Below are 24,729 nucleotides of genomic sequence, written 5' to 3'. Positions count from 1 at the left end.
AACCTGAAGGTTTTCAGGCATGTGCCGTTATTAATAATCAAATAGTGAATTTTTCTTCTGCCGCTTCTGATGTAGTGAGTTTACACCAATGCCAGGCGTCAGGGACGGTACTTTCTACATGTTAATAAGGATGATCATGCACGAGAACAACATTGTTTTGCTCTGTGATGAAGCTGGCAGGCTATTACAGCTGAATATTGAATTGCTGCACAAGATGATTAATGAACCGAAAGTATTAGCCGATAACCAGCGATATGACCAAGGGCAGTTATTTGCCCGGCATAAAGCTGAGAAAAGAGTTGAAGAACTTGAGGGTGAGCGGTTAAAAATCGTCCGTAAGGAGATCGTGCTTGCCGTCGTCGGCACCATGAAAGCGGGAAAATCCACCACCATTAATGCAATTGTTGGCAAAGAAATTCTGCCCAACCGTAATCGTCCAATGACGTCGATACCGACACTGATTCGCCATGTGCCAGGCAAGCTTATCCCGGATTTACAGCTGAACAATACTGACGCACTGCATAACCTTCTGATTAGTTTGAGTAAGAAAATCAGCACATCAGAAGGTAAACATCTTGTTCGTCAGTTGGAAAAAGACAGTGAGAAGAAAAAATTACTGGCAATCACTCACAATGTTGAATGGTTGAAAGATACCTATCATGGTGAGGAAGAAATTTTCTCCTGTCTGACCCATCTTAACGACCTTGTGCGCCTTGCCAGCGAACTTGAAGTCGAATTCCCTTTTGATGCCTACGACGAATTCCATGAACTTCCGGTTATTGAGGTGGAATTTAGCCACCTGACCAGTTTGGATGATAGCCAGGGTACGTTAACCTTGCTGGATACCCCAGGGCCAAACGAAGCAGGTCAGCCACATTTGCAGGCAATGATGCGCGATCAACTGCAGAAAGCTTCCGCTGTTCTGGCCGTACTCGATTACACCCAGTTAAATTCTCTGGCCGACCAGGATGTGCGTAAAGAACTCAATGCTATCGCTGAAGTGACTGCCGGGCGCCTGTTTATTCTGGTGAACAAGTTTGATCAGAAAGATCGTAACAGCGATGACGCCGCGACGGTTAAGCAAAACGTTCCGGCAATGCTCGATGGCGATCTTCTGACTGCAGAGCAGGTTTATCCAGGATCTTCCCGCCATGCATACCTCGCCAACCGGGCCCGAAACGTCCTTAGCTATTCTGATTCACTACCAATCAGTGAAGAATGGGTGAATGACTTTGCTCAACTGGCTTATGGACAAATGTGGGATGAAAGCGACCTGCAGGATAAAGTTCAGAGCCTGAATCGTGCCGAAAAGATCTGGCGCCACTCATTGTTTGATAAGTTGATCGCTGAAGTCATTCAGGCAGCACATGCTAAAGCCGCTGCCTTAGCCGTGGATTCTGCTGCATCAAAACTGGTACAAAATGCGGAAAACGCTAACGAATATCTCTCTGTACGCCATCAAGGACTCAGAGCGAGTATTGATACATTGCAGCAGCAAATTAATGATTTGCTTAACGATATCGAAAGTGTCAGTCGCTGTCAGAAATCGGTAGATCAAGAAGTCAAAGCTTCCATGCTGCGGGTTAATCAGGAATCAGAAGCATTAATGACGCAGGTTCAGGAAAAACTGGACGGAGAAATCGAACATTACTTCCGTGAAGGTAAACGCATGGAAGAAGAAGCACTTGAATCTTCACTGCCTAAAGTCACTGAAAGCTTATGGGGAGGATTTTTCAAAGGATGGACAAGCAATTTCATAACACAAGCGCGCGATTTCGATCCCAATAGCCCAATTGTGACATTTACTGAACGTCGTGACGCTGAAGCATTTGTGGCCAAAATTGAAGATTCAGTGATGTCACTTCTGGATCAAATCGAGGGTCATATAAAGCCGACCCTGACAGATATTGTTGCCGGAATAGAAGAGAGTTTCCACGGTAACGCGCTGACAGCGATAGACAATATTGCTAATCAGATCAATTCACGCCTGGAAGAGGGAGGCTTCTCAATTAAGATCTCGTTCCCGCAGGTTAAAAACCTGCAGTCTCCCCTATCTGTCAGAACTCGTATGACCACTCTGCTTGAAGAAAAATCGTTTAAAGAGACGCGATCTCGACGCTCCAATGGTGTGTGGGGATCCGTATGCAAATGGTTTGGTACCAGCGACTGGGGTTGGGAAGATTACAGCGTGGACGTTGTCAAATCAGTGGTTGATATCAATAAAATAAAATCAGCAGTGGAAGTTCAGACCCACGAACATTTCGAACAGCTCAATAAACATATAAAAGAACAAATCAACGACCCAATCGTTGCTGAGATTAGCCTGTTCTTCCAGCAATTCAAAAGTAAAGTTGAGCAACTCCGTAATACCTTGATCCAAAGTACAGAGGATCACAAAAGTAACAAGCAACAGCAGGAAGAGCTCACAGAACGTTTACTTGAATTGCAAAAGCTGACGCCGGAGATGATCCGAGACAGTAAAGCGCTTAAAGAAGAACTGGAGACGCTGCTCTGATGACACTTTTCAAAGAAATTTTTCCTGAGATTGAAGCCTGCCAGGTACTCGAGTGTATTCCTGAAAAATTCGTTGTCGATTTTGCTAACGGTATCGATGTTGTAAACGATCACTTGCGCAGTTCGCAAAACCGATCTTTCTTTCAACGAATTAAGGAGGGCTTGAGTGGACGATCATCTGTCAGGCAACAGGCGATAAACGCTTCTTTAAATGATGGAATGCAGGCTTCCCTTACTTGGCTCACCGAACTGACGTCATCTCTGGCAGGCACCAATTTAGCCGTGTCGCGAGTAAACGAACGCGTCAATGCGTTGATGCAGAATACGGCGAAAATTGCGGAATACTCGGCCGACACGCGTGAACAGTTGCGTGAGCTTGCCAGTCACGTTAACCAACGCGTTGGCAAACTGGAGGAACAACTCCAGCGGGTCGATAGCATTCAGCAGGGTCAGTTGCACTTTGATCGTGTTTTCTCTAACTGGAGTGCTGGACGTTACGCCGCGCTTCCACTTGCCGGACGTTGCTACGTGGCACTCGAAGAGTTGCGCTGGGGGGCTTTTGGCGACGTTATCCGACAGGCTGAAACAAAACAGGCGGAGCAGTTTATTGAGATGTTGAAAAACAGGGCACTGACCCAGATGGCTCTGGATTACGGGACAAAATCCAATGTGCGCCACGACGTCCGAAACTGGTTGGCTTGGCAGGCTGGCGCAGTACAAGACACGGCCTGGCCCGCGATCATTAACTGGATGGCTGACTGGTGTAAGGAAGAAAGTCACCCGGTTAGCTGGGCAGTCACTCAATCCTATGAAACGCTGCCTATGAGGATGCCACGAATTTGTTCAGCCGAACGCATTGCAGACACAATGGTCGACGAAGTGTTTAGTGGGGATTTGAAATGAATCAAACAATGAAAGTGGGTCTGGTGCTGTCCGGTGGCGGTGCCATTGGCGCTTATCAGGTTGGGGTTGTCAGGGCGCTTGCAGAGTCAGGTACGGAAGTTCACAGCATTGCAGGCGCCAGTATCGGCGCACTAAATGGCGCCATTCTTTCCTCCTCCTCTTCGCTGGAACAGGGCGCTGCCCGGATGGGTGAAATATGGCACCATCTGGGCACTAACGAGGTGCTTAAAGTTAATAAATCGGCTTATCTGCGATTACTGACGCAATTTGGTCTCTCAATGGGACTTTCGCCATTTCTCAGTAAATCCGGAACATTGATAGGCGCGCTGATGAGTGGTCTGGGAATGAGATCATTGTCAGCTTTGCAGGAAGATGAATCTCTTTTATCTGACCAACCGCTAATAGAATTGATGAACCGGTTTTTGGATCCCGATGCATTAGCCAGCGGAACGCCGTTATATACTTCGCTCTATCCCACTGAAGGAGGCTTGTCCGACATTATAAAGTGCGCACTGGCTGAATTTGGCGTAGGCAAGACGCAAGATTCGGAGTTCCAACATATCCAGACCTTGCCTCAAGCCATACAAAGAGAAGCGTTACTAGCTTCAGCAGCACTGCCACTGTTGTTTCAATCTCGCGACATTAACGGCAAGCGCTACAGTGATGGCGGGATGGGTGGATGGGCAACCCTGCAGGGTAATACGCCTGTTACCCCGCTAGTTGCTACCGGTTGTAATATGGTGATCGTCACGCATTTAAGCGACGGCTCGTTATGGGATCGCCATCATTTTCCAGACACCACAATCCTGGAAATTCGGCCACAAAGCTCACTCCGTCGCAACGAAGGTGTATTTGGAGGAATGAAGGACCTGCTTGGATTCACAGCTGAAAACATCGACTCATGGATTGGCCAGGGGTATCGGGACACGTTTGCCGTAATGGAGCGTATTAAAGCTCCATTACAGGCGCGCCAGGCATTAAATACATCTGTCTCGACGCTTGAAAACAGCGAGTCACATAATGCCCATAGCAGTGCTCAACTCCAGAACTCCATGGCGCGGCTTAAATAAGGTCAATTTAAAAAAACCTGAAGTATCACGTAACCTCATTTTAGGGAGAAGAGTAAAGTGAGTTCAAAACAATCTACTCCACTGATTAATAAGACGCTCTCACTTGATAAGTTGTTGCGTTATGCTTCCACTGCACAACTTTCTGAACTGGCTGATATCATTACTGACTCAGGCAAAGGTCGTCTGGCATTGACTGAAAACAGCAAGAAAAATATCTTGGCACACCAGAGACGAAGAGCACTTCACATCATCAGCACGGACTTAGCGCGTGAAATTTGTGCGTTTGGCGGAAACACCGTGGTTAATGTATTCCGTTCAACATCTCAACCTTCTTACCTTGTCGTCGCCATGGATGTCGCAAAAAAAATGGGGGTGAAAGTCCCTAAAAATGCCTCAGCCTGCGATATTGAAGAGTTAATTATCAAACAAATTCTGATCAGCTCGTTTAAGGGAAAGAGTAAGGAAGAAATCGAGGCGTTATTTAGTGCGCATGATTGTAAATTTGATAACCAGCAACTTGAGCAATTATTGAAAAAGGGAAAGACAGCTGATTTAGTCTCATGGCTTTACTCCTCTTGCGGACCCTATACGCTTTCCCGTCTGGTCAACTTGGCGATGGTTCCGGCACTTAATGTGGCAGCAAAATTTGGAATGCCCCTGATTGGAAAAGTGATTGCGACCCGCGCTCCTGTGATGATGAACCCAATCGCAGCAGTCATATCCGCTGCCTGGGTTACATACGATCTTACAGGTCCCGCCTTTCGCATCACCCTTCCAGCAGTGATACGTATTGCCTGTATCCGTCAAACCTATATCAGGCAGGAAACTGAAAAATTTTGCCAGGAGCTAAAAAAATGCCTGTAATTCCAGATGTTCTTTACCGCACATTTGAACAATCTCCAGAAATCTTGGAAGGACTCAAGACCGGAATTTATGATATTTGTGGTGGTGTTATTCGTGTTACAAAAGGGAATGACAAAGCGGGAACTATTGTTGCGCATTTGAAATTCCCGGGTAAGGCACAGCAGGCTGCAGAGAGTATTGAAAAGCTAAAATCTTCACTTTCAAATATTCATGGGGGCATTGCCACCCTGCAAAATTCTCTCGGGACATTACAAAATCTCCAATATGCCAATATTGCACTTTCCGGACTTAACCTAGCCGTTTCAGCTGCTGGCTTCGCCATCGTATGTAAAAAACTTAATGGTATCGAATCCATTCTGATTACACATACTCAGAAGCTCGACACGCTGCTTTCATTAGCCTTAGATGCCCAAGAGAAGGCCTCATTCCAGCAGACCGCCCGCTTTAATGCTGTAATCACCACGGCCCGACAATTTGTTGAGATGAATGACTACGAGCAGCTTAAAACACTGATACGTCCTTTCAACGAGCAATACGAATTTACCAGCCTGATTTTAAAAAATTGCGCTCGTTCTGCCAACAACCCGGATTTTTTCACTTCATTGCCTGAACTATTTCTTCTTCAGGAACGCTTTATGCATCTCGGAATGTGCCTGAGCTATATTCAGCAAAAAATCGAGGCGCCAATATATGCCATAGAGACAATGCAAAAAATGCAGAGCGACTGGCTGGAAATTAATCAAACTATCGTTGAGATATTAACTTCATCGCCAGAGACAATAAATGCACTGACTCAACAGAATGCTGGAAGCATACGTTCATTCCTCAACTATCGAAAAGAGCGCATTTCAGGTATTGAGTATCAGACAAACCTGTTGATATTAGTGCAGAAACGACCTGAACTGACTAAAGTAATCAATGCGGAAAGCGATGACATTCTGTTACTGGCGGCATAGAAAATAAGATGAAAGCCAGCATGTTAGTGCTGGCTTTTGAAAAATTCACATCAGAGTATAAATCGTTTGAAAAACGTTTTCATTTATCTACGAATCGAAAAAGTAAATGCCGGCATTATTAATACTTAGAGTGGGTGATGTTGGTGGAATTCAGTGTCGTGAGGTGAGTTGTACTCCGACGACTTCATTCTATTGAATTTCAGGCATGAAAAAGACGTCGATTGATGTCTCTTAGTTTGAATTTGGCGCTTTTAGTAATTAAAGCTTAACATATTGATTAAAAAGATAAAATATTACCCGGTAAATTTATAATAATAACTAAACCAACAAATTGTTTTATTAACTGTTCTGGCTTAGGTTGTACATAACAAGCCTAAGCCAGAACAGCGCTTATTGTAATGGCACGCTACCTTGACGCCAACATTCCCGGATAATGCTTAGAAATAATGTCGTTCATCTTCTCCACTAACTCAGGGCGTTTGAATGTAAGATGCGCAGTACCCTTTTGAAAGTAGCGGATAGTGAAGTACGCATCGTCGTAAACATCCTTGCCTGGATTATCGCGGATATGATCCATCAAGCGAATAGAGATATCACCGCGATTATCGGATATCGCTTTGCCATCCAGTAAAAACAGCATGCGTTCCAGATCCGTAAGCTGATCACGACGAAATCCCCACGTCAGGCTGTAGCCCCAGCGGTTGTGCGTCACAAGGTTGTTAATGATAATTTTCTTACCGAAGAAGCACGGACTGTTAGTTTTGTAATCCCATGACAGCCCTTTAAAAACATTGATGATGCCGCGCTCAAACACTTCAGCCTTACTCTGATGCAACTGTTGAAAAGTGCTGAGAATATTAGCTTCATTGATGGCCGGAAGATCCCCCTCCTCCAGGTTTTGTTGCCACTGCTCACGGGCCTGCGCATCCATCAGTGAAAGCATGCCGGATTTCAACATCAGGCCGCGCCACAGGCTGCGGTCAATGTTGTGGGTGATCACTGGCATCGCTTTCTCTGGTTTTTCCATCAGCCAGCAGTCATAGCGATGCTCTGACTTCATCGCCCAGTCGGAAGCGTTGCCGCCACCGATTCCTGTTGTCAGTTGGGAAATGGTACTGAGTTGCTTAATCAACTGTTCAATCTGTACTAGCGCTGCATCATGTCCGGTGACGATGCGCTCAATGCTGGTGGAGTTCATCAGCTCAGTATGTTCGGTAATCACTTCAGGTTCTGTTTGCATTGAAAAAAATCCCATAAAAGCAAATGCCCCTGCCGGTGATGGCAGGGGCATTATGCGTTGTCAGATATAAGGAGAGGATGACAGAAAGGTAAATTCGGGAAGCGGTACGCAGGGTTTAACTGAGATTGCGCTGTGTTAATCCGGTAGCGTGACTTGCTTTCAGAATATCGGCGGCGGTCAGAAAGATTTCTGGCTTAGAATAGGCATCACTCCTGGTATCAATGCGCACCAGTTCATATTTTTCCACCAGGAAATTGATGGCATCGGGCAGGGTAACACCTGCCTCAATGTGTTGTAGGATGACTGACTCGCTGCAAAACGGCGTATCGGTTAACTCCAGTCCGAAGTGCTTTTCCAGCAGGTAGACAAGCAGTGTTCGCCAGTGCGCTACGGGTGACAGGCAGCACGATGCCGCCCGCCCCGGATGAATTGCTGAGGTTGGCATAGTGGTCTTCCGTTAGTAAGTTTTACTGAGGTGTCGGGTAAATCGCGATATAGACGTAGCCGTGTGAACCGAGGGTATCGGCTTCACAGGTCAGCCCGTTGTGATAAATCGTGACGCAATGCTGCTGGCTGGGATTGAGTTCGCCGGTGGTCAGCAGATGTTCCAGCATGCCGATCATTGGCGGGAACGACTGATTGAGACGGTCAATTTGCTCTTCGCTGAGTTCACCGGTTATTCCGGATCTGTCGGCCAGGTAGTGCAACCGGTTGCCTTCCTGCACTAACCTCGCACCGAAGCGCGGTGTGATGTTGCACTTCAGCCCCCATTCCTTGTTGTTCATCACATCCCCCGCTAGAGCCAGCTGCGTTCAGCAAACGACACGATCTCTTTGCTACCGACGACGAGATGATCCAACAGTCGCACCTCTACCAGCGTCAATGCCTGTTTCAGACGTGCAGTGATATTCCTGTCTGCATCACTGGGTTCAGCAAAACCGGATGGATGGTTGTGGGCAAGGATTACGGCTGCAGCGTTATGCCGCAGCGCCGCTTTGACCACTTCGCGTGGATAAACCACCGTGCTGCTTATCGTGCCGTAAAACAGCGTCTCATGTGCAAGCAGCCGGTTCTGGTTATCGAGCAATAGCACCATAAACAGCTCACGCTCCTGACTGGCCAACTGCAGGCGGATCCAGTCACGTGAAAAGGGGGTTGATGTAAACGCCACGCCCGGTTCACTTAGATGCTTTTCAAGCAGCGTCAGGGCGCGTTTTATCGTGCGCTGCGATGTAAGTGGAAGAGGTAGTGCGATATTTTCCATTTTTTTCCTTTCAATAAAAAAAGCAGGCTAATTGCAGCCTGCCCTGTCTGGTGGGATGTTTTTTAAAATAGTGGAAGTGAATAATATGGTTAAAATCCCTTAAGGAGGGAAACCTTACGGATGGGAGGTTTATAACGGCTGTTAATACGCAGTATTAACACATCCTTCTGGTGTACAGAGTGAAAGGCAGGAATGGATCCGGTTACTAATAAGACTGTGACCAGCTCCCCTTGCTGGTCACCACCTCCACCTGAGAGGCTTTACAGGGCCCAGAGAAGTCTAATGTTACCACCTCACCATATTTTAGGCGTTTAGGTAATTTCGTCATTCCGTTATTCAGCCCCTTGAAGCGCTGATTTTCCATCCTGCAGTTACCCCGGTTTACGACAATGTTTTCAATTTCAATATCATCGACCAACGCGGACACACTTATGCTAACAAATGGAAGATTTAAAAACTGATTTACACGATTCTGCGTTTCAATCCGTATTTCAGGCTCTTCATCCTCACAGGCGCACAGCAGAAGAATAGCCAGCACAAGCAGCACTTTATATTTCATTTTAAACCTCATTATGGTGAGAATGCGGCAATAAACCGCTCAATTGAAAGAATTTTTGATAAATCGTATAACCCGTTGTGCAATGCCATATAGCACCATGATGCAAATGACCAGCGGCCTTAGCAGTGCGAGTCCCGCAGCTTCTGTGCGGGTGCTACGGTCTAACCGTGCGTCATGGTCAGGCTTAAGCGCGGTATGGAACAAAACGCCTCCGGGAATCAGCCATATAAGACCTAGGATTAATAAATACCTAGCGCCTCAGGATGATGTCATATGTGGCTCCATCTCGCTCAGGCAGAGCGAGATGGAGCAATACCCGTCAGCACATTCCTGACGTATTGAAAATGGGTAAGTAAATTAATGAAGTCAGCATCGGCGATGCCGCTCATCAATGCTGCGCCTGCGCAGAAACTTTTGCTGAGTAAGTGACACGCTGGAGATGTCGCTCAGCATGCACACCTGAATCTGGTGATCATGTTCCCCCACCAGATACCAGCAGTACCAAAGAGAACTAGTCGGTATGGAGCAAACCACCGGTATAGTTGCCCTACGGATGTGATATCTAATAGCGACTTGTCCACAATGGCTTGCGTGATGCGCCTGAGGCTTCCCGGATTAATGGGTTTGCGCTCCATTGGCACCTGACAGACAATAAATAGGGACTCAATGCTGGTATCCGTGAGCACTGAAATAAGTCTCCTGTCCATGAGAGGAAATAGCTGGTCCGGACTGGTAATGCGGGCAAAGTGCAATATATCCCTATCAGTACGCATCCCTTCATCAAGGATCGACTAGGACCAAGTCCCCTGCCGATAATCCAATGATAGGCAGCTCAGCCGCTCCATAAATTCCCGCCCGAGCATTAGTCCGACACCATAAACTCCTGCGACAGTGCTTGAGCTGATAGTTTTTCCCACATAAACAACCGGCTGATAATGAGCGCAAGCCTTGCGGCCATACAATCGTATTTTCTATATTCCGCAGACATAATAATTAACTTTCCTAGATGGACTTATTGATTATTAACACCTTCAACTTAGTAATAGACTTCACTAAGCCAAAAGCTTAATGATAATTATTTTAAAAAACACTATTAGACACCGACTTAAGGTTTTAGCCGCATGAAGAATACGCATATTCAATGAAAGGAAATAACGAGCACAAAGTGGCCGATAATTTAAAAACAGAACATTATGCTACCATTGATCCGGTGTAAACAGAATTACAAAAAAAGAAAGCTTAGAGAAATAGTGTCGAATGTACTGGCTAGCCCCCCGAATCTTTAATCTAAAAACCCACCACAGCACCTCTCAATGATTATATATATTTATAAATTTTTTTAATTCATAAAAATTACGAGACAATGGAAACTTGGATGAATTACTTTGATTTGCTAATTGATAAGCCAAACGCTCTAACCCGCCTGATTTTTTTCTTATCTGAACTTAGTTTTCCATTTTTATCCATGCGTGGTTTTCCATAACATTGCATAATCTCATCTATTGTTTCGTAAAACCCCTGCATGCCTTTTGAATATATGTAAATTTCACTTGCAAGCGCATAAACGTATTTACTAAATTTTTTTTCGCCAACATCCACCTCCAACTTACATAAGTCATTTGAATAAGACTCAGAGTAATCACTTAAAATAGCAAATACCCTCTCATTCGGTACATCTTTCATCCTCACTAAGCTCTTATATCCCCCACCGTTGCCAGCATCATTCATTAAACTGTAATTTCCATAAAACTCATTGAAAGTAAAATGCCTCACTTCCCCTTGACTGTTAGTACAGCCCATCCATAAGTCTTGAATTTCAGCCCCAACCTTTGAATTAAAAACAGCATGGTCTATATAAAAACACACATGTATAAACGGTAAATTACTATTTTCTTTTTTTAACATAACCCAAAAGTAACCATGAACTCTATTTAGAGCAACCCTGCCTCGCAATTTATTAAAAAATAAACCAAGCGAATTACGAAGGTTATCACAATAAATTTGCGGGTGTTGATCTGTCTCGTGATTTAAAGATAAAGACACTTTTATGACAGCTAAACTTGAGTTTTTCTTTAATTTTATTTTATGGGAGCTCATTACTCTATTGTAAAACCCCTCTTTAAATTTAAACTCCCTAGATACTTCCGCCTTAATGTTAGTTAAAGTCAAATATGGTTTTCCTGATGAGATTACCCTTTGAACAATTTTGGCTGGCGGCAAATTAATCCCCCTATCTAAGAGGCATGATAATAAATACTTAGACATTAAAATACTGAATGAATGATATAGTTTCTCTTCAAAGTCAGCATTCTCAGGTGGTAAAGTCAAATCAGCTTTACCAATACTGATTAACTTCAAGTCCTCTTCGAACATAATTACTCCAAAACATACAAGTTAAAGATAAACAAACATACAAGTTAATGCTTAACAAGCGTCATCTCAAGGTTTTTTCTTGATACGTCCCTATAAAATCCACTTTCAGAAAAGGCCGTTCCAAACAACCTAAGAATCATTTAGAGTCAGAAAAATAAAACCCAGCACTAATCATGCTGTATTCATGTATTTTTTTACACGCCAGACCAATGAGATGAACTGCAATGAGGTTGGTTGATCTCCATAGACTGAACTCATTGCTCCTGCCAATGTTTGATACAGGATCATACTCATGAGCAACCTACTCGAAGACCAAATGGTTGATATGGCTTTCATTACATCTTACTCAGGAATGACTGATAAATGGTTTTATAAACTCATACAGGAAGATCGCTTTCCCAAACCAATAAAGATGGGTCGATCGTCACGTTGGCTTCAAAGTGAAGTAGAGGAATGGATAGCAAAACAAATTTTAATGTCACGATAACCCTCCTGTTAACTTCGGAGTGATAATTTAATAAATAGACAATAAAAAACACAATCACACGACAACAATTGCACCTATCGATTGTTGGTTTTGTAATATTAAAGATTTGACTTAATAGTCTCAAAGACTGATCTCCTAAACGTAATAACATCCATTTGCTATAAATCTGATTCAGCATTAAACCTTTTAAGAGGATGTTAAATGATAATCAACGCCTACCCTATTAATCCAGTCTACGCACCCTATAACAATCATTATCTAAACAGGTTAAAACAAACTTTGGATTTCGCACTAACCTTTCACCCAAGAACTTTAGCAGTAATTTTAATCCTTAGATATCCAGATTATTTAGATAATGGTGACAGCATCCAACACTCACCTAACATGGGCCAGGGGGTGTTTTCGAGATTCATTGAGTCATTAAATGCAAAAATATTAGCTTATCAGAGGAGAAAAAAGTTAGCTGGTAAGAGAGTTTACCATTGCAAAGTTAACTACTCATGGGTAAAAGAATGGACCACTGAAGGAAAGCCACACTACCATGCAGTTTTATACTTCAATCATGACACTTTCTTTAACTTAGGCAATCTAAGAAGAAGCAATAATTTGGGTTCATTTATTCAAGAAGCTTGGTGTAGTGCCCTATCTATCAATAGTGACCAAGAATACTCAACGCTTGTACACTTTCCTGGCAATTCTCTTTACATTTTGAATATAAATAATTATTACTTTAATCAAACATACCAAGATCTATTGTTAAGATTGAGTTATTTTGCGAAGGAACGTAGTAAAATCTACAACAAACAAGAACGTACATTTGGTAGTAGTCGCATACGAAATCATTTTTGAATGCCGCCTGTGATAGCATTTATAAATTGAGGAGTTAAGCTATTCGGGCATCTTGATGTAGAAATTTATGGCGAGTTTGAGTGGCAACGTTTGCCACTCCTCAAAACTTACTCTGGTTCAAATTTTGCGGGGAAAGGATCTTCTAAAAATTTATTTTCATGTGGCTGTCGTAGCCAGCTTTTCCAGCCTTGGGTATCCTGATAAAGATCGATCTCGCTGTCAAACTCTTGCGATTCACAGCTATCCAGCTTCTCTTCAACGATATATTTATGGCGAATAAAAGAGGCAAGTTGGTCCTGATCAAAAGTTCCTTCCAAATAAGGATAATTAATGATCATCTCAGCTTTTCCACTTTTTTCTTTGAGCATTGTATTAACACGCCCAAACAAACGATCCACGCGCCCGTTACGCTGTTCATTATCACCGGGCGTCCAGGCGATGCCGTAATGATGTACCTGATAGCACTCAAGATGGAGATTTACCCCCTCTTGTAATACTGAGGTGGCAACCAGTACATTTGGGAAAAAGGGAGAGTTGAAGCCGCGAATCAAACGTTCACGATTAGACGACTGACCACTGGCATACATTCCCGGGCTGCTGAGACTGCTCAGCTCTCGCCAAGTGTAATCGCTGTTATCAAGTGGTTGCCCAACGATTTTCTCACATAACGTTTCGAAGGTTTCAATTGCGGCTGCAAAATAGCGCAGCATCAAAGAACCGCCAAGTTTTGGCATAATCCATTCTATAAAATGCAGGTAACGCTGTTGTACGTCACTCTTTTGAGGCCCACGATTAAATTCAGTGAACCAGCAATAAATCTCAATCATTACCGGACTGGCAAATAGATAGCCTGTGCGCAAATAATGAGCAAAGTTTTCTATAATCTTTTTACCGTTAGGTTCACTCCGCCAGCGCTTCAACTGCTGCCTGGCAGAGTCTGGGAGCAGTTCGAACATCAAACCCCAGGCAGTTGGCAAAGGTTGTTGGTAAGTAACATGCTTTACTGATGACTGTGAAGGGATTCGGGCATCACGTGCGGCATCGCCATAGCTGTCGCGCTCTCGAATTCCGTGCTCATGCCGGTAGTAGTATACATAGCAGGCGTTGATACCGTCCCGTGCGGGCTCGAGGAAAAGAGAAAAAAGACTTTCAGAACGTCGGAATCGAAGGCTGACATTGCTACAATCAGTGCTGCGCATACCGGTTCTCTTCACCACGAACAAGTCTGCAATCTTACTCGACAGCTTCTCTTCATTAGCATCTTCAGCTATAACTTCCGCACTCTGTTCAAATGCTTGCTCATCTGGATATAAACGAGTGCTAACTTGGGTCGAAATAAGATCCATGAACTTTTCGCGTTTCCAACCTGTTTTACGCCATTCTCTCAGCGCTTCATCAGGTAGCTGCCAGACTTTAATTAACAGCTCCGCCATCATCTCGTCATAACGGGCATTGATACGTTGGGTAATTTCACGCACAGAGGGAATACGACGCACAAACACCAAATGCTTACTGCTATACAAAGGTTTGCGCTGCTTGAAGGGATCATCACTGATACAGGCATTCACTAACTGGTCATACTTTGGGTGATCGGGCAAGCGATGATAGATATCTTGAAACTGCCGAGTTAAGTGACTCAAAAGCTCGGAATCGAAGGCTTTATTAAAATCATTGTGGATTTGCTCATCTTCATCGCTATATTCAGTGACTCTACTGCCGGTTGATTCGAACCCTTCCAGATAACCATACAGCATGCGCCTGCCCGTTCCCTGTTTACTCATCTCAGTTACCAGCTGCTTCTGATAGAGTGCAAAGAACAGCTCTGCATCCGTCTGACCGGAAAAGCTGGTCGCGATAGCTCGCTCATTTCGGTAAGCATATTTGCTTAGTCCCTGCATTTTACGTAAACGTCGGATGGCAAAATCCTGCATTAGGCCACGGACATCATCCTTCGAATATGGCTCAGGTATTTCAATAAAATAGCTGAAGATATCGTAGACATTACGCGGGGAGGAGTGATTCGGCGTCGCCGTCAGCAGCAGTACATTGCTTCCCAAACGTTCCTGCTTATTGCCAAAAAAAGCCTGTGCCGCTGCGGCACGCTGCGAGTCTCCGTGGCGGTTACGAAAATAGTGCGCTTCATCGACGATGATCAGATCAAATTCGCCTCCCAAGGCGTGTTTGATTTTCCGACGGTAGAGCGCGCCATAGCGTGCAGCGGCATTGTAACCATCCTCTTTCTCGTCTTGCGGAACCAAGCCACTCAGTGCATGGATAGTAGTGAGGTAGAAAGGGCGGGGCCTTTCTTGTACAGCAGCGGCTAGATCGACCAGTCGACCATAAATTTGTGGCTCGTAATTTTTTGCCTGAAACTCTTTGCGATAATGCTTTTGGCTGAATGTGGCAAACTCAGTTTTCCAGTTATTGCAAAGAGTATGGTTAGGTGCCATCACCAAAATACGTGCTTTGGGTTTATCCAGCCATAACCGCAACATCACCCCCATAGCTTGATAGGTTTTTCCCATGCCGACTTCATCTGCAAGCAACGCCAGTCGCCGTTTGCTCAGCAGATTCCATAAACCAGCAACTCCTTCTGCTTGCTTAGCTGCCATGCTGGTATCCTCTGGCTTGTAATGCCAACCTAGATCCACAGCATTAAAATTTATTAGCTCAGCCACTTCATTTGGAGTTATTAACGGAGTTAATTTAAGCCCCATAGCCACAAACCTCCCTGATGGCAGTAAGATAACGCTCGCTTGCAGCATCCATGGTCAGCTCTGGAGTATTAACCTGTAACGATTCCCACTGATGAGCTGCAACAGAAAGATCTTTACCCGGCGCGCGCCGCAGATGCTTAAAGCGTTTTTTGCCCAGTACCGCCAAACTATTCACCTCTTGTGTGAGGAACCAGTTAAAGATTAGTTGCTTAGATTGCTCAGCGTGCTCTCTGGTAAACTCTGCCAGTTCCAACAAACAACCAGGTTCATTGAACAGGTGATGATGAAGTTGAATAATGTCCTCTTCAGCTATTAGTCGCTCTCGACGCCGCTGAATGGCCTGGAACAAGCGGAAATAACTGGAAGGTTCAAAGGTACTCTCTGGAATAGTTGCGCCCTCACCCAGCGTTTGGCCCTGTGCCTCATTGCCACGCAAAATGGTGTATTCACTGACAGCAGGATCTGCATCGCTTAGGTAGCTGTTAAGTAAATCATCCAAAGATGCAAAACTTAACGCACGCCGGTGTTCAACGCCCTTTTCGTTAATCATGCCCTGCCAGTCGCTTTTACCCGCAGTACGCAAGATATAGAAAGGATTATTCAGTAGCGCATCTGTCTTTCTCACCACCAATTTATTCGGCGACTTTAATACCCCATCCTTTTTCCATAACAGCTCGCAGGGTTTATTAATGCCGGGTAGCAAGAGCTGATAGCTAGATTGCGCTCTGCCATCAACCCATTTACCACTAATCAGATACTCACAATGTGTCCAGTCGAAAATGATATTAATATCGCAAGGTGGCAGCTCGACTACATTTAAATATTCTTCCTGCAGCTGTGCCTCACTAGCAAAATCACTTTCAGTAACCTCAAGCCATGCAGGTCCACATAGTTTGGTACTACTCATCACCGAATGCACGATACCCGCCTCAACATTCCATCCTTTTTCATCCAAACTACAGCAACCTTGTGCGGTGAAATTCCATGAACCTACTGCTAAGTGTTTGCCAGCTGCGGTATGCCCTAACCAGAGCTTGGCATGAGTCATCGGCGCACGTTCATCGCGCGGTAACGGCGAATGGCAGAGAGTCAGTTGGCCTTCATCCATAAGCGTTTGCAATGCTCTATCCCAACGGGTTCGAATATAGAATCCATTTACCCGATCGGGCACAAGTTCGATACATTGCTCCGGTTCAAGTAAACTCACAATAAATCCGGCCATGTCTGCAGCAAGATAAGGAGACCAGACACTAAGCGTTTTTATAGCTTCGCCCTTTTCCAGGGCTTCCATCAGTGTTTGACCACTCAAGCTGTGGATGAAAGACCATTCGTTATCTTCCCCATGGAATTTACGTCTTACCGGAAAGAATTCATCACTCGCTAGGCTGCTATCGATATGGATAAAAAATTGCTTAACTTGTTGGTATTGCTCATTTCTTGAGATAAATCGAAAATCTACAGACTCCTGATTGCGGCCCCAACCACTAAGAGTTAGATTTGCACTTCCTGCGCCCACAATAATTTTCTTATTATGGTCTTCAAGGTAGAACACCTTCGGGTGAAAAAAGCTGTTTTCAGCGTCAAGGTAATGTGCGTGCGGCGCATCCCCTTCCGCCAGTTGGCGCACTGAAACTGGGTAAATGTTTATAGAAGTTCGTTTCGGCTTTTCTCTTGCTACCATGCGCGGATCGCAGTAGATGCGAAAATCAATGCCGCTTTCAGTGAGTGCTTGCTGAAGTATTTCGTAATCCATCCTGCTGACAGGAGGATCCATTTTCAATATTGCGGGCAATACCGTTTTTTCAACAAAAGCAATATCCAGATTAAAAGTAGTAAGCCAGACGTGTTTTAGCTCCCCCATTCCGGCCAACTGCTGCTTAAATTTTTCCAATAGCTTCATGCCGTATTACCCCATAAGCCTTTAAGCATGTGCCGAAACTGGGGCAAGTAATAGTTATTAACCCAGTCCCCTTTATGTCGGCTTACATCAACTGTCGCTGGTGGCACCTGTAATAAAATACATTCACCTTCCATAGCCAGCCAAGAAAACTGCCCACGCATCGCCATCAGTTCATTGTGATATTCAAGTAAGCCGTGCACTTGCTCTTTTAGAGTTGACGCACCAGCAAGCCGGAGTAGATGCTGAAAACGTTTTTTTGGCGTGCCGCTGAGGGAGTCAGCCAGTTGACTGTCAGCCTGAAGTTGCGCTGCCATTTTCGGGAGGTCTTGCTCCGACAGACTGTGTTCTCTCCAAAACTGACTGAACTCAGTTAGCGTCTGGCTACTCTGACGGCGCAACCCAGTAAACATCAGATCAATCAGTGACAGGAATGGCTCTGCTTGACGAATATGCTTAAGAACCATCAGCTCATTGTTGTCTATGTCCGACATCTTTTCAGCCTCCTGCATAGCAAGGGCGAAAATTGTGGATACAGGCATCTCGGCACTGTCGGTTCGATGCTTCTCCATTACCCGATAGAGTGCCCCAGCAGCATTCTTATTCAGCCCGGTCCGAGCCAGCCAGAACTCGCGAGAATAATCTCCAACCATTTGTGGATCTCGAAAAGCCTGCACATAGGCTTTTTTGAGGTCTTTGGGAATAACGGTATAGAGAGGGGTTAGATCTCGGTTGTGCGATGCATGCATCAGTGATTGGAGGTAACTAAAAGATTTGGCATGTAATTTCTTGAGTTGAGGAACATTATCGATGAATGCTTTTGTCTCCTGCCAAATATGCTGATTACCAGGTAAATTATAGCAATAGTCAGCGGTGAAAAACTTCATACTCATCATCGGCGATTTATAACGCCCGTTAGTGCCGAGAGCCATCTGATTGGTTAGGAGCTGGCTATCTACACCGTGACCAAAAATCAGCTGTGGATTATGTGCTGAGACATCCCACCTTAGCCGGGCTTTGTTGATGCCCTGTACACCCGTCAGCAGGACCCCCAGCTTTTCGGCTTCAAGCATTGAATAGATATAGATGTTTTCAAGATGAATGAGGCAGGCAGCTTTGAATTCTCGCATGTGCTTTTTTGGATATAGGCTTTTCATCAAACCAGCAGTTTGTTGCTTATCATCATCCATCAGCTGACGCATGACACTGTGATGCACCAGGTTGAGGGTGTACTGACGCACATCGTTAGCAATAGATGTTATGCGGCTGTGAAAGATATCCTGTCCCCACGAGGACCAAATGACGAGTAGCCCCAACGGATCAATGTTTAACTCACCAGTCAGTGAATCGTCGTAGCTAGTTAAAAAATTTTCAATGTGCATTTCTTTGAGTCTATTTTGAAAAATTAGCGCGCTGACACCACGTTAATCGTGTATCAGTCATGCCCTTCCACCTGCTTCTCACTTCCTGATATTTATCGGCTTTAATGGGAAAATTGTTAGCCTCAGTTTGCGAGCACAGCTAAGTACACGTTAACTGTATTGAGTTAGCTAGTGGCAACCATTAATAAAACAAATCCATTTCGGGCTGTTTTGTAGGTTTATTTGAGTTTAAACCCACCTTAAACACAAAAATATTTCTTATCATTATGAACATAAGTACTATTCATAAAACATACTTTAATCAACCTGATTATCTGTGTAATATCAAAGGATATTCCCATTCAGAGCTTCCTATGGACACGATTGAGATAGCTACCCTTTTACCTGGTGCCATACCTTTTAGCGATAGCAACGTTAATCAAACTTGGAAGGGACATGTCAGGACTGATCATGAAACAGTTATTGTGTTCGCTAAAATTATTGATCCTAGAGAAATTTGTGTAGAAGCCTTCTGTGCAATTTTAGGGCGAGAGGTCGGTCTTCCTATTCCCAAACCTTTCCTTATTTTAGCTGATAGCGAATCGTTGAACACTATATTGCCTGGGCAGAGTGCATTGATGTTTGGTTCAGAAGATGCTGAATACCCAAGCTTTAGGCGCTATGCCGACTGTGAAGAAGCACTCGAAAAATTAGGAGCTTTTAAGGCCACGCTCGATGTAGGTGTTTTCGACGAGTGGATAGCTAACCATGATCGCAACATCGGAAATATTTTGTACGACGGTGGTGGTGATTTCATGTTTATTGATCACGGATTATCGCTGCCACAGGGCATGCCAGCGGACAAGCCTGCACTCGATAACAACATTTTGAGAGCGCTTTATTCTGTTAAATCAGAAATTGAGAAGTTTCGCAACATGCGTACAGCTTCACAGGACATTACTCCGATGTATCGCTCATTAAATCTTGAAAGAATAATGGAGAGAACACATTCGTCATCCTATATTCCTGAGCATGTGATTATGGAAATCCTTTCCTTCTTGTCCAACCGATTGCCATCAATCGAAAGTCTGATAAGATCTCGTTTACGCATCTCACAAATGGACATGTTTAATGAATATTGATCGTTCCATGTTTCCTCCAAAACCTGCGTATGCAGGAAGATGGTGGTCAATATCTTTTGAGCCAATAATTGGCTCTGGAGAGCGAATCAATGCTGTCGTCGTCGCCTTAGGTTTCGATGGAAAGCTAGAGATAATTCAGTCAGTAAGGGATGACATTTTGGAAGCGATTTATGGTTATAAATCTGAATCCATCAAAGAGATGATTACTTGGATAAGAACGTCTCTAAAAGCACACCTATTCGCTAACGATGATCTAAATGAATGGCGCTCTCCAGTTTCTGGCTTTAGCGTTGCCAGGAGTTCGAAAGCGTTAGACGATAGTCTGTCAGGTATTCTCAGACAAGCTGTCAGGATGACGGCAAGCTTAGGTACGTTAGCTCTAGAAGCGGAGCGGTCCGAAGATGAAGACCGTTCCAATCAAAGACAATCAGAACAATGGGCCACGAAAATCCTCGATGAAGTCAGATCTATCGAACCAAGATTGTTAGATTTTTTTGGCAAACGCATTCAACTTTCCAACACTCAACTTCAAACAAAGTTTGGCTTTTACAATGATGTTTACGCTTCTAATTTCGGTTTGATGGTACCAAGTCGATTATCTGCATCAATTAATTCAATTAAAGCCAAAATTTATGACCTTGAATCACTGTCTCGGTCTGCGATGGTTATAAAGCCTCAGAATTTGGATATTATTATTGGCACCCCTTCCTTTGAAGACCCTACTATTCCGCCAAAAACACTCATCACAATGCGCCATCACATTGATGAATTAACTGAACTGTCGCAAAAAGAAAACATTAATTTTAAATCAGTCAATAATGCATATGACGCAGCAGTAATTATCGTTGACATGGCAGCTTAATTTTTTAACTTAGACATATTTTTAAGTAACCACCTTACTCTTAGGGAGGGAAAATTAATTAGAAGACCTACTTAAATTCATTAATGTTATGGAATTTTAGGCTAATGAGGTGTCTTGCACATAGAAAAATCTCCTTATCCACTAAAAATTTTAAACCAGTAGATAGATGACACGTAAGCTATCTCTTCAAATCAGCTTTTTCACCAGACACATGATTTCTCATACCGAATCATGGGAAAAAAATCTGGTCTAGTCTATAGAAACACCGATTTACGTGTTAATTTGGCAGGATTTTTTTACTAAAAATTCAATTGGTTGCACTCCTGAACTTTTAACAAAATTCTAATTAATGAGAGGTTTGTTGTGAGTCGATCAGAATACATTTATCTTATTAAGTGTACTTCTTGGCTAACTAAGTTTCTAAACCATCGTGGATTAAAAACAACGGATAGCCGGCCTTTATTTGAGTATCATACAACTAATGAAGAGTATGAAGAACTAAAACGGTTACTCCGCGATGCAGGGCAAGCTGAAGGTATTAAAAACGATAAAGGCTACGCTGCTTGTTTTACGTTATTTAGCGCAGAATGGTACCGAAGAGATTATGAGAGAATTCATGGATGGAGTTGGGATCCTATCTATAAAGCTCTTGGTATATCTCTATCTGCTCCGGAGCTGAGTCTCATGGTACCGAAAGGTCTTGAAGACTACTGGAGACGCCCTATTCGCTTTTATGACTCAGAACGACGCAACTTTTTAGGATCTTTGTTCAGCGAGGGAGGTCTGCCATTCAAGCTATTGAAAGAATCGGATAGTCGTTTCCACTCTGTTTTTTCTAGAATTCTTAATCAGTACGACCAATCCCAATCGTTAGGCTATTCAGCTTTAGCTTTAGTACAAACAGTTGTCGATAAGTCGATGCTTCCAATTGTATTTAAGGAAGACACATCAGTTGAGCTTATTGGTCGGATGGCTGATCAGCTTATTTCACTTGTTGAAGCATACGACCTCAGTAATCATTCAGAGCCCGTCAAAGCACTTGACCGTGTTCATCCTAAATGGCGGGATAGCTTCCCGATGCCCTTAGATGATGAAACTGGCACCAGTTTCCTTAATAGCCTTTTACGTACAGCCACTGTTGAAACTAAACCTCGATTACAAAAAAAAAATAAAACAACTGGCTGTAATTTTTATTGGTCAGAACAACATCCTGATGAAATTCAGGCACATATTTTCCTTCCTAATGAATTAACGTTTGCTATTTCTAGTGAGCCATCAACGACTCGTTTTGAACTTGCTGTTTATGAAAATGGTGAAGAAGTAGCCAGTCTGGGGCCCGCGTATGCCAGGCTTGAGAAAATGCAGGCTACAGTGAGGCTTCGCAAGAGTGAAATACGTTTTGTAAGACAACAGCCAACAGCAAGCTTATCGCTGGTAGCACGAGCCGGGGGCATCATTGTCGGTGCTATCAAATTGGATGGAGGAGAAATTGCGATTGGAGATATTCCTTTAACATTTGTGCATGACGAGGATCGCTGGTTATTAGCAGGTCAGGCTTCTTGTAGCGTGCGTAACAGTGATGTACTCATCATTCTTCCTGCAGAAGGCCATCTGGCTTCGAATCATGACGATTGTTCTTCTGATATTCGGGCGCTTGGACTCCCTGCTTTGTTGATAAAAGGGCATCAGGACGTCATTTTTGAAGGTGACGAAACATATCGAATTCGAACCGGTCGGGAACAAATTAAACACCCTGATTTAGCTTTACAGGGAAATCAGTTAACTTGGTTATGCAGCCCCTATGAAACATTTTTCGGTATACCCAAAGTCATTCACAAGTTTCCCGCGGTACAAAGTATTCGTTACGAACGGTTCCTGAGCGGTAAAAATATTGATCGATGTGATTTACATGAAACGATGGGGGCGCACTATATTTCAATTAGAAATGAAGATAATGAAACATTATTACGCCGAAAAGTAGGGATTTTACCTTCAGATTTTCAACTAGAAATTAAAAGCAGAGAACAGGCAAACGAGGGTGTAATAATTATTTCTACCCAACACCCTTGTTTGTATAGATTAAAAGATAAAGATCTCGAAGTTGGACGTAGAAAATCAGTAAATAAAACGGAAATAATGATTAAAGCGGAGGGAGTGCCACCAACCTCTGTAGTATTACAGGTGACGCCTAATCTTGCAGGTAATCCCATTGAAATTATTCTACCTTTCCCGACTAAAGGCTGTCTGGTTCTAGATGTTAATGGCCAACTCCTATCTAAGAATATAACTATTAATGATCTGTTGGGGACCAGAGCATTCCTCTTTGGACGAAATGGCGAGCCAGCAAGATTCCGCCTTGAACTACGCTTAATGTCCAGAGCGAAACTGCAGGCGTGGCATGAATGGCGTTATACCGCAGGCGAACGTCCGGTTGAACTCAATTTGTATAGTCTAAGAGAACATATTGAGAACTTACTCTCTCTGGAAACTGGCATTGACCAAGTTGTGGAAATGCGTATAGATGGCGCTGGGAGCATACATACCTGGCAAATTCGACGATATAAATACAGCCTTAACTACGATTATGAAAGGCAGGTTCTTTTTAGCAACTCAGTGACTACTCGCTCCGGGCAGATCCCATCACCAGTCATCATGCTGCTAAGCGAGCCTGAAAGAAAACCTGTTTCTCTCACTTCACGAATGAGCGAGGGTGTACCTGTTGGTGAATTTGAGCTGAGTTCAGTAATACAGAAGAATGGCCCCTGGCTGGTAGTTCCTGGAAAAGGTGAAGAAACCGCATTTCGACCATGTTTTATTCGCGGCGAACCACCATTACAAGCTGAAGTTAACGCCATCCAATCTATGCAAAAAGCGACACAGCTTTTTAACCCTCGGTCAGACGTGAATACCATCACCTTGGTTCTCGACCAAATGGCTAGTAGCCCAGCGCATTCAGGCTGGCAGTTCCTGCGAAGCCTATATGAGCAGTACGGATATTTACCTCTGGCTACCTTCGAAGTATGGCGAGCGCTTGTTCAACATCCACAAGCTCTGGCAATGTCGCTGTTTAAATTTGAAATGTCTGTTGAATATCTCAGCCGCATTGAAAATGAATTTCCTATTTTCTGGGAGTTTTTACCCATTTTTGAGATTAAAGGTGCAGCAGAAAGATTTAGGGCCTTCCTGACCCATAAAGGTGCGCCAGAAGAAATGCAGAAAAAATTGCTGAATAAAATGTTTCAGCAATTGGGGACTATTTTTCCTACCTATGCCAATGAAGTTCAGGAGTGGTTAAATTTAGGTAAACAACCACGTCCAATACCTCATTCGATGATGAGAGAAATTATTCAGAATTGGTATCAGGATCTTCTGCGTGAGCATAGTGAATCACGTTGGCCTGAATATGGTGGTTCTCGTCTTTATAACTGGATCCTGTCGCAAACAGACCACGCAATTGATGTTTCTCCCGATGCAGAATACCGCTATTCCGTTGCCTGGTTACCCATATTTTCTGCTGCTGTTGCCAGTGGAAAAACAACATTTGAAAGTGTTTTTGGCAATGAGCCAGGTGCCGTTTTTTTCTTAAGACAAGTCAGAGATTTTGATTCGCGTTGGTTTAACGCCATTTTCCAATACAGCTTATTGCGTAATGTTGCCGAAAAATAAAAAGG

19 protein-coding genes are annotated in these 24,729 nt (G+C 43.9%); 10 read left to right on the top strand and 9 right to left on the bottom strand.

Annotation, left to right across the window (positions count from 1 at the left end):
* The first annotated feature begins 136 nt into the window (after nucleotides 1-136).
* The 5 genes from ACF2G4_RS01070 to ACF2G4_RS01050 are packed head-to-tail and all read left to right on the top strand — an operon-like array spanning nucleotide 137 to nucleotide 6,307.
* Nucleotides 137-2,515 (top strand): dynamin family protein, encoded by a 2,379-nt coding sequence (locus ACF2G4_RS01070; RefSeq protein WP_409075359.1) that lies wholly within the window; start codon nucleotides 137-139, stop codon nucleotides 2,513-2,515.
* Nucleotides 2,512-3,417 carry a diguanylate cyclase regulator RdcB family protein gene (locus ACF2G4_RS01065; protein ID WP_409075923.1) on the top strand — a complete coding sequence of 302 codons (906 nt, stop codon included), beginning with the start codon at nucleotides 2,512-2,514 and terminating at the stop codon, nucleotides 3,415-3,417. The genes ACF2G4_RS01070 and ACF2G4_RS01065 overlap by 4 nt, the downstream gene beginning before the upstream one ends.
* Nucleotides 3,414-4,487, top strand: a complete 1,074-nt coding sequence (locus ACF2G4_RS01060; RefSeq protein WP_409075358.1) for a patatin-like phospholipase family protein — start codon at nucleotides 3,414-3,416, stop codon at nucleotides 4,485-4,487. Before ACF2G4_RS01065 ends, ACF2G4_RS01060 begins: the two co-directional genes overlap by 4 nt.
* Nucleotides 4,488-4,544: 57 nt before the next feature.
* Entirely contained in the window at nucleotides 4,545-5,351 is an 807-nt protein-coding gene (locus ACF2G4_RS01055) for a hypothetical protein (RefSeq protein WP_409075357.1), read from the top strand.
* Nucleotides 5,342-6,307 carry a hypothetical protein gene (locus ACF2G4_RS01050; RefSeq protein ID WP_409075356.1) on the top strand — a complete coding sequence of 322 codons (966 nt, stop codon included), beginning with the start codon at nucleotides 5,342-5,344 and terminating at the stop codon, nucleotides 6,305-6,307. Before ACF2G4_RS01055 ends, ACF2G4_RS01050 begins: the two co-directional genes overlap by 10 nt.
* Before the next feature lie 406 nt (nucleotides 6,308-6,713).
* Here the strand turns inward: ACF2G4_RS01050 and ACF2G4_RS01045 are convergent, their stop codons facing one another.
* The 6 genes from ACF2G4_RS01045 to ACF2G4_RS01020 form a co-directional block, all read right to left on the bottom strand.
* Nucleotides 6,714-7,547 (bottom strand): DUF4942 domain-containing protein, encoded by an 834-nt coding sequence (locus ACF2G4_RS01045; RefSeq protein WP_409075355.1) that lies wholly within the window; start codon nucleotides 7,545-7,547, stop codon nucleotides 6,714-6,716.
* 115 nt (nucleotides 7,548-7,662) lie between these two features.
* Complete coding sequence (locus ACF2G4_RS01040; RefSeq protein ID WP_409075354.1) at nucleotides 7,663-7,992, bottom strand: TA system toxin CbtA family protein; 330 nt, start codon at nucleotides 7,990-7,992, stop codon at nucleotides 7,663-7,665.
* Nucleotides 7,993-8,014: 22 nt separating this feature from the next.
* Nucleotides 8,015-8,332: a type IV toxin-antitoxin system YeeU family antitoxin gene (locus tag ACF2G4_RS01035; protein WP_409075353.1), complete on the bottom strand. Its 318-nt coding sequence runs from the start codon at nucleotides 8,330-8,332 to the stop codon at nucleotides 8,015-8,017.
* Between the two features lie 11 nt (nucleotides 8,333-8,343).
* Nucleotides 8,344-8,811: a RadC family protein gene (gene radC / locus ACF2G4_RS01030; RefSeq protein ID WP_409075352.1), complete on the bottom strand. Its 468-nt coding sequence runs from the start codon at nucleotides 8,809-8,811 to the stop codon at nucleotides 8,344-8,346.
* Between the two features lie 205 nt (nucleotides 8,812-9,016).
* Nucleotides 9,017-9,370, bottom strand: coding sequence for a hypothetical protein (locus tag ACF2G4_RS01025; protein ID WP_409075351.1), 354 nt, complete (start codon nucleotides 9,368-9,370; stop codon nucleotides 9,017-9,019).
* A 1,380-nt stretch (nucleotides 9,371-10,750) separates the two neighbouring features.
* Nucleotides 10,751-11,743, bottom strand: coding sequence for a hypothetical protein (locus tag ACF2G4_RS01020; protein WP_409075350.1), 993 nt, complete (start codon nucleotides 11,741-11,743; stop codon nucleotides 10,751-10,753).
* Between the two features lie 292 nt (nucleotides 11,744-12,035).
* On the opposite strand from ACF2G4_RS01020, the gene ACF2G4_RS01015 reads away from it, so the two are divergent.
* The gene (locus tag ACF2G4_RS01015) at nucleotides 12,036-12,230 is read left to right on the top strand and encodes a helix-turn-helix transcriptional regulator (RefSeq protein WP_409075349.1); all 195 of its coding nucleotides are present in this window, start codon (nucleotides 12,036-12,038) and stop codon (nucleotides 12,228-12,230) included.
* A 201-nt stretch (nucleotides 12,231-12,431) separates the two neighbouring features.
* Nucleotides 12,432-13,079 (top strand): inovirus Gp2 family protein, encoded by a 648-nt coding sequence (locus tag ACF2G4_RS01010; RefSeq protein ID WP_409075348.1) that lies wholly within the window; start codon nucleotides 12,432-12,434, stop codon nucleotides 13,077-13,079.
* Between the two features lie 107 nt (nucleotides 13,080-13,186).
* Here ACF2G4_RS01010 and ACF2G4_RS01005 read toward each other — a convergent pair whose 3' ends face one another.
* From ACF2G4_RS01005 to ACF2G4_RS00995, 3 genes are read right to left on the bottom strand one after another with little or no spacing between them, the layout of a single operon-like run.
* Nucleotides 13,187-15,796 carry a DEAD/DEAH box helicase gene (locus ACF2G4_RS01005; protein WP_409075922.1) on the bottom strand — a complete coding sequence of 870 codons (2,610 nt, stop codon included), beginning with the start codon at nucleotides 15,794-15,796 and terminating at the stop codon, nucleotides 13,187-13,189.
* The gene (locus ACF2G4_RS01000) at nucleotides 15,786-17,696 is read right to left on the bottom strand and encodes a hypothetical protein (protein ID WP_409075347.1); all 1,911 of its coding nucleotides are present in this window, start codon (nucleotides 17,694-17,696) and stop codon (nucleotides 15,786-15,788) included. Before ACF2G4_RS01000 ends, ACF2G4_RS01005 begins: the two co-directional genes overlap by 11 nt.
* A complete protein-coding gene (locus tag ACF2G4_RS00995) occupies nucleotides 17,693-19,075 on the bottom strand; it encodes a hypothetical protein (RefSeq protein WP_409075346.1) in 1,383 nt (460 codons plus the stop codon). Before ACF2G4_RS00995 ends, ACF2G4_RS01000 begins: the two co-directional genes overlap by 4 nt.
* 353 nt (nucleotides 19,076-19,428) lie before the next feature.
* Here ACF2G4_RS00995 and ACF2G4_RS00990 point away from each other — a divergent pair, with 353 nt between their 5' ends.
* The 3 genes from ACF2G4_RS00990 to ACF2G4_RS00980 all read left to right on the top strand — a co-directional run bounded on the left by ACF2G4_RS00990 (nucleotide 19,429) and on the right by ACF2G4_RS00980 (nucleotide 24,724).
* On the top strand, nucleotides 19,429-20,196 hold the full coding sequence (locus tag ACF2G4_RS00990) for a HipA family kinase (protein WP_409075345.1): 768 nt from the start codon (nucleotides 19,429-19,431) through the stop codon (nucleotides 20,194-20,196).
* Nucleotides 20,186-21,058, top strand: a complete 873-nt coding sequence (locus ACF2G4_RS00985; protein WP_409075344.1) for a hypothetical protein — start codon at nucleotides 20,186-20,188, stop codon at nucleotides 21,056-21,058. Before ACF2G4_RS00990 ends, ACF2G4_RS00985 begins: the two co-directional genes overlap by 11 nt.
* A 363-nt stretch (nucleotides 21,059-21,421) precedes the next feature.
* Complete coding sequence (locus ACF2G4_RS00980) at nucleotides 21,422-24,724, top strand: STY4851/ECs_5259 family protein (RefSeq protein ID WP_409075343.1); 3,303 nt, start codon at nucleotides 21,422-21,424, stop codon at nucleotides 24,722-24,724.
* The last annotated feature ends 5 nt before the right edge of the window (nucleotides 24,725-24,729 follow it).

This window comes from Pantoea phytostimulans (assembly GCF_046118715.1).
Lineage (GTDB): Bacteria > Pseudomonadota > Gammaproteobacteria > Enterobacterales > Enterobacteriaceae > Pantoea > Pantoea phytostimulans.
Note: the sequence above shows the minus strand (reverse complement) of the source record. Positions and strands in the feature narration are given on the sequence as shown.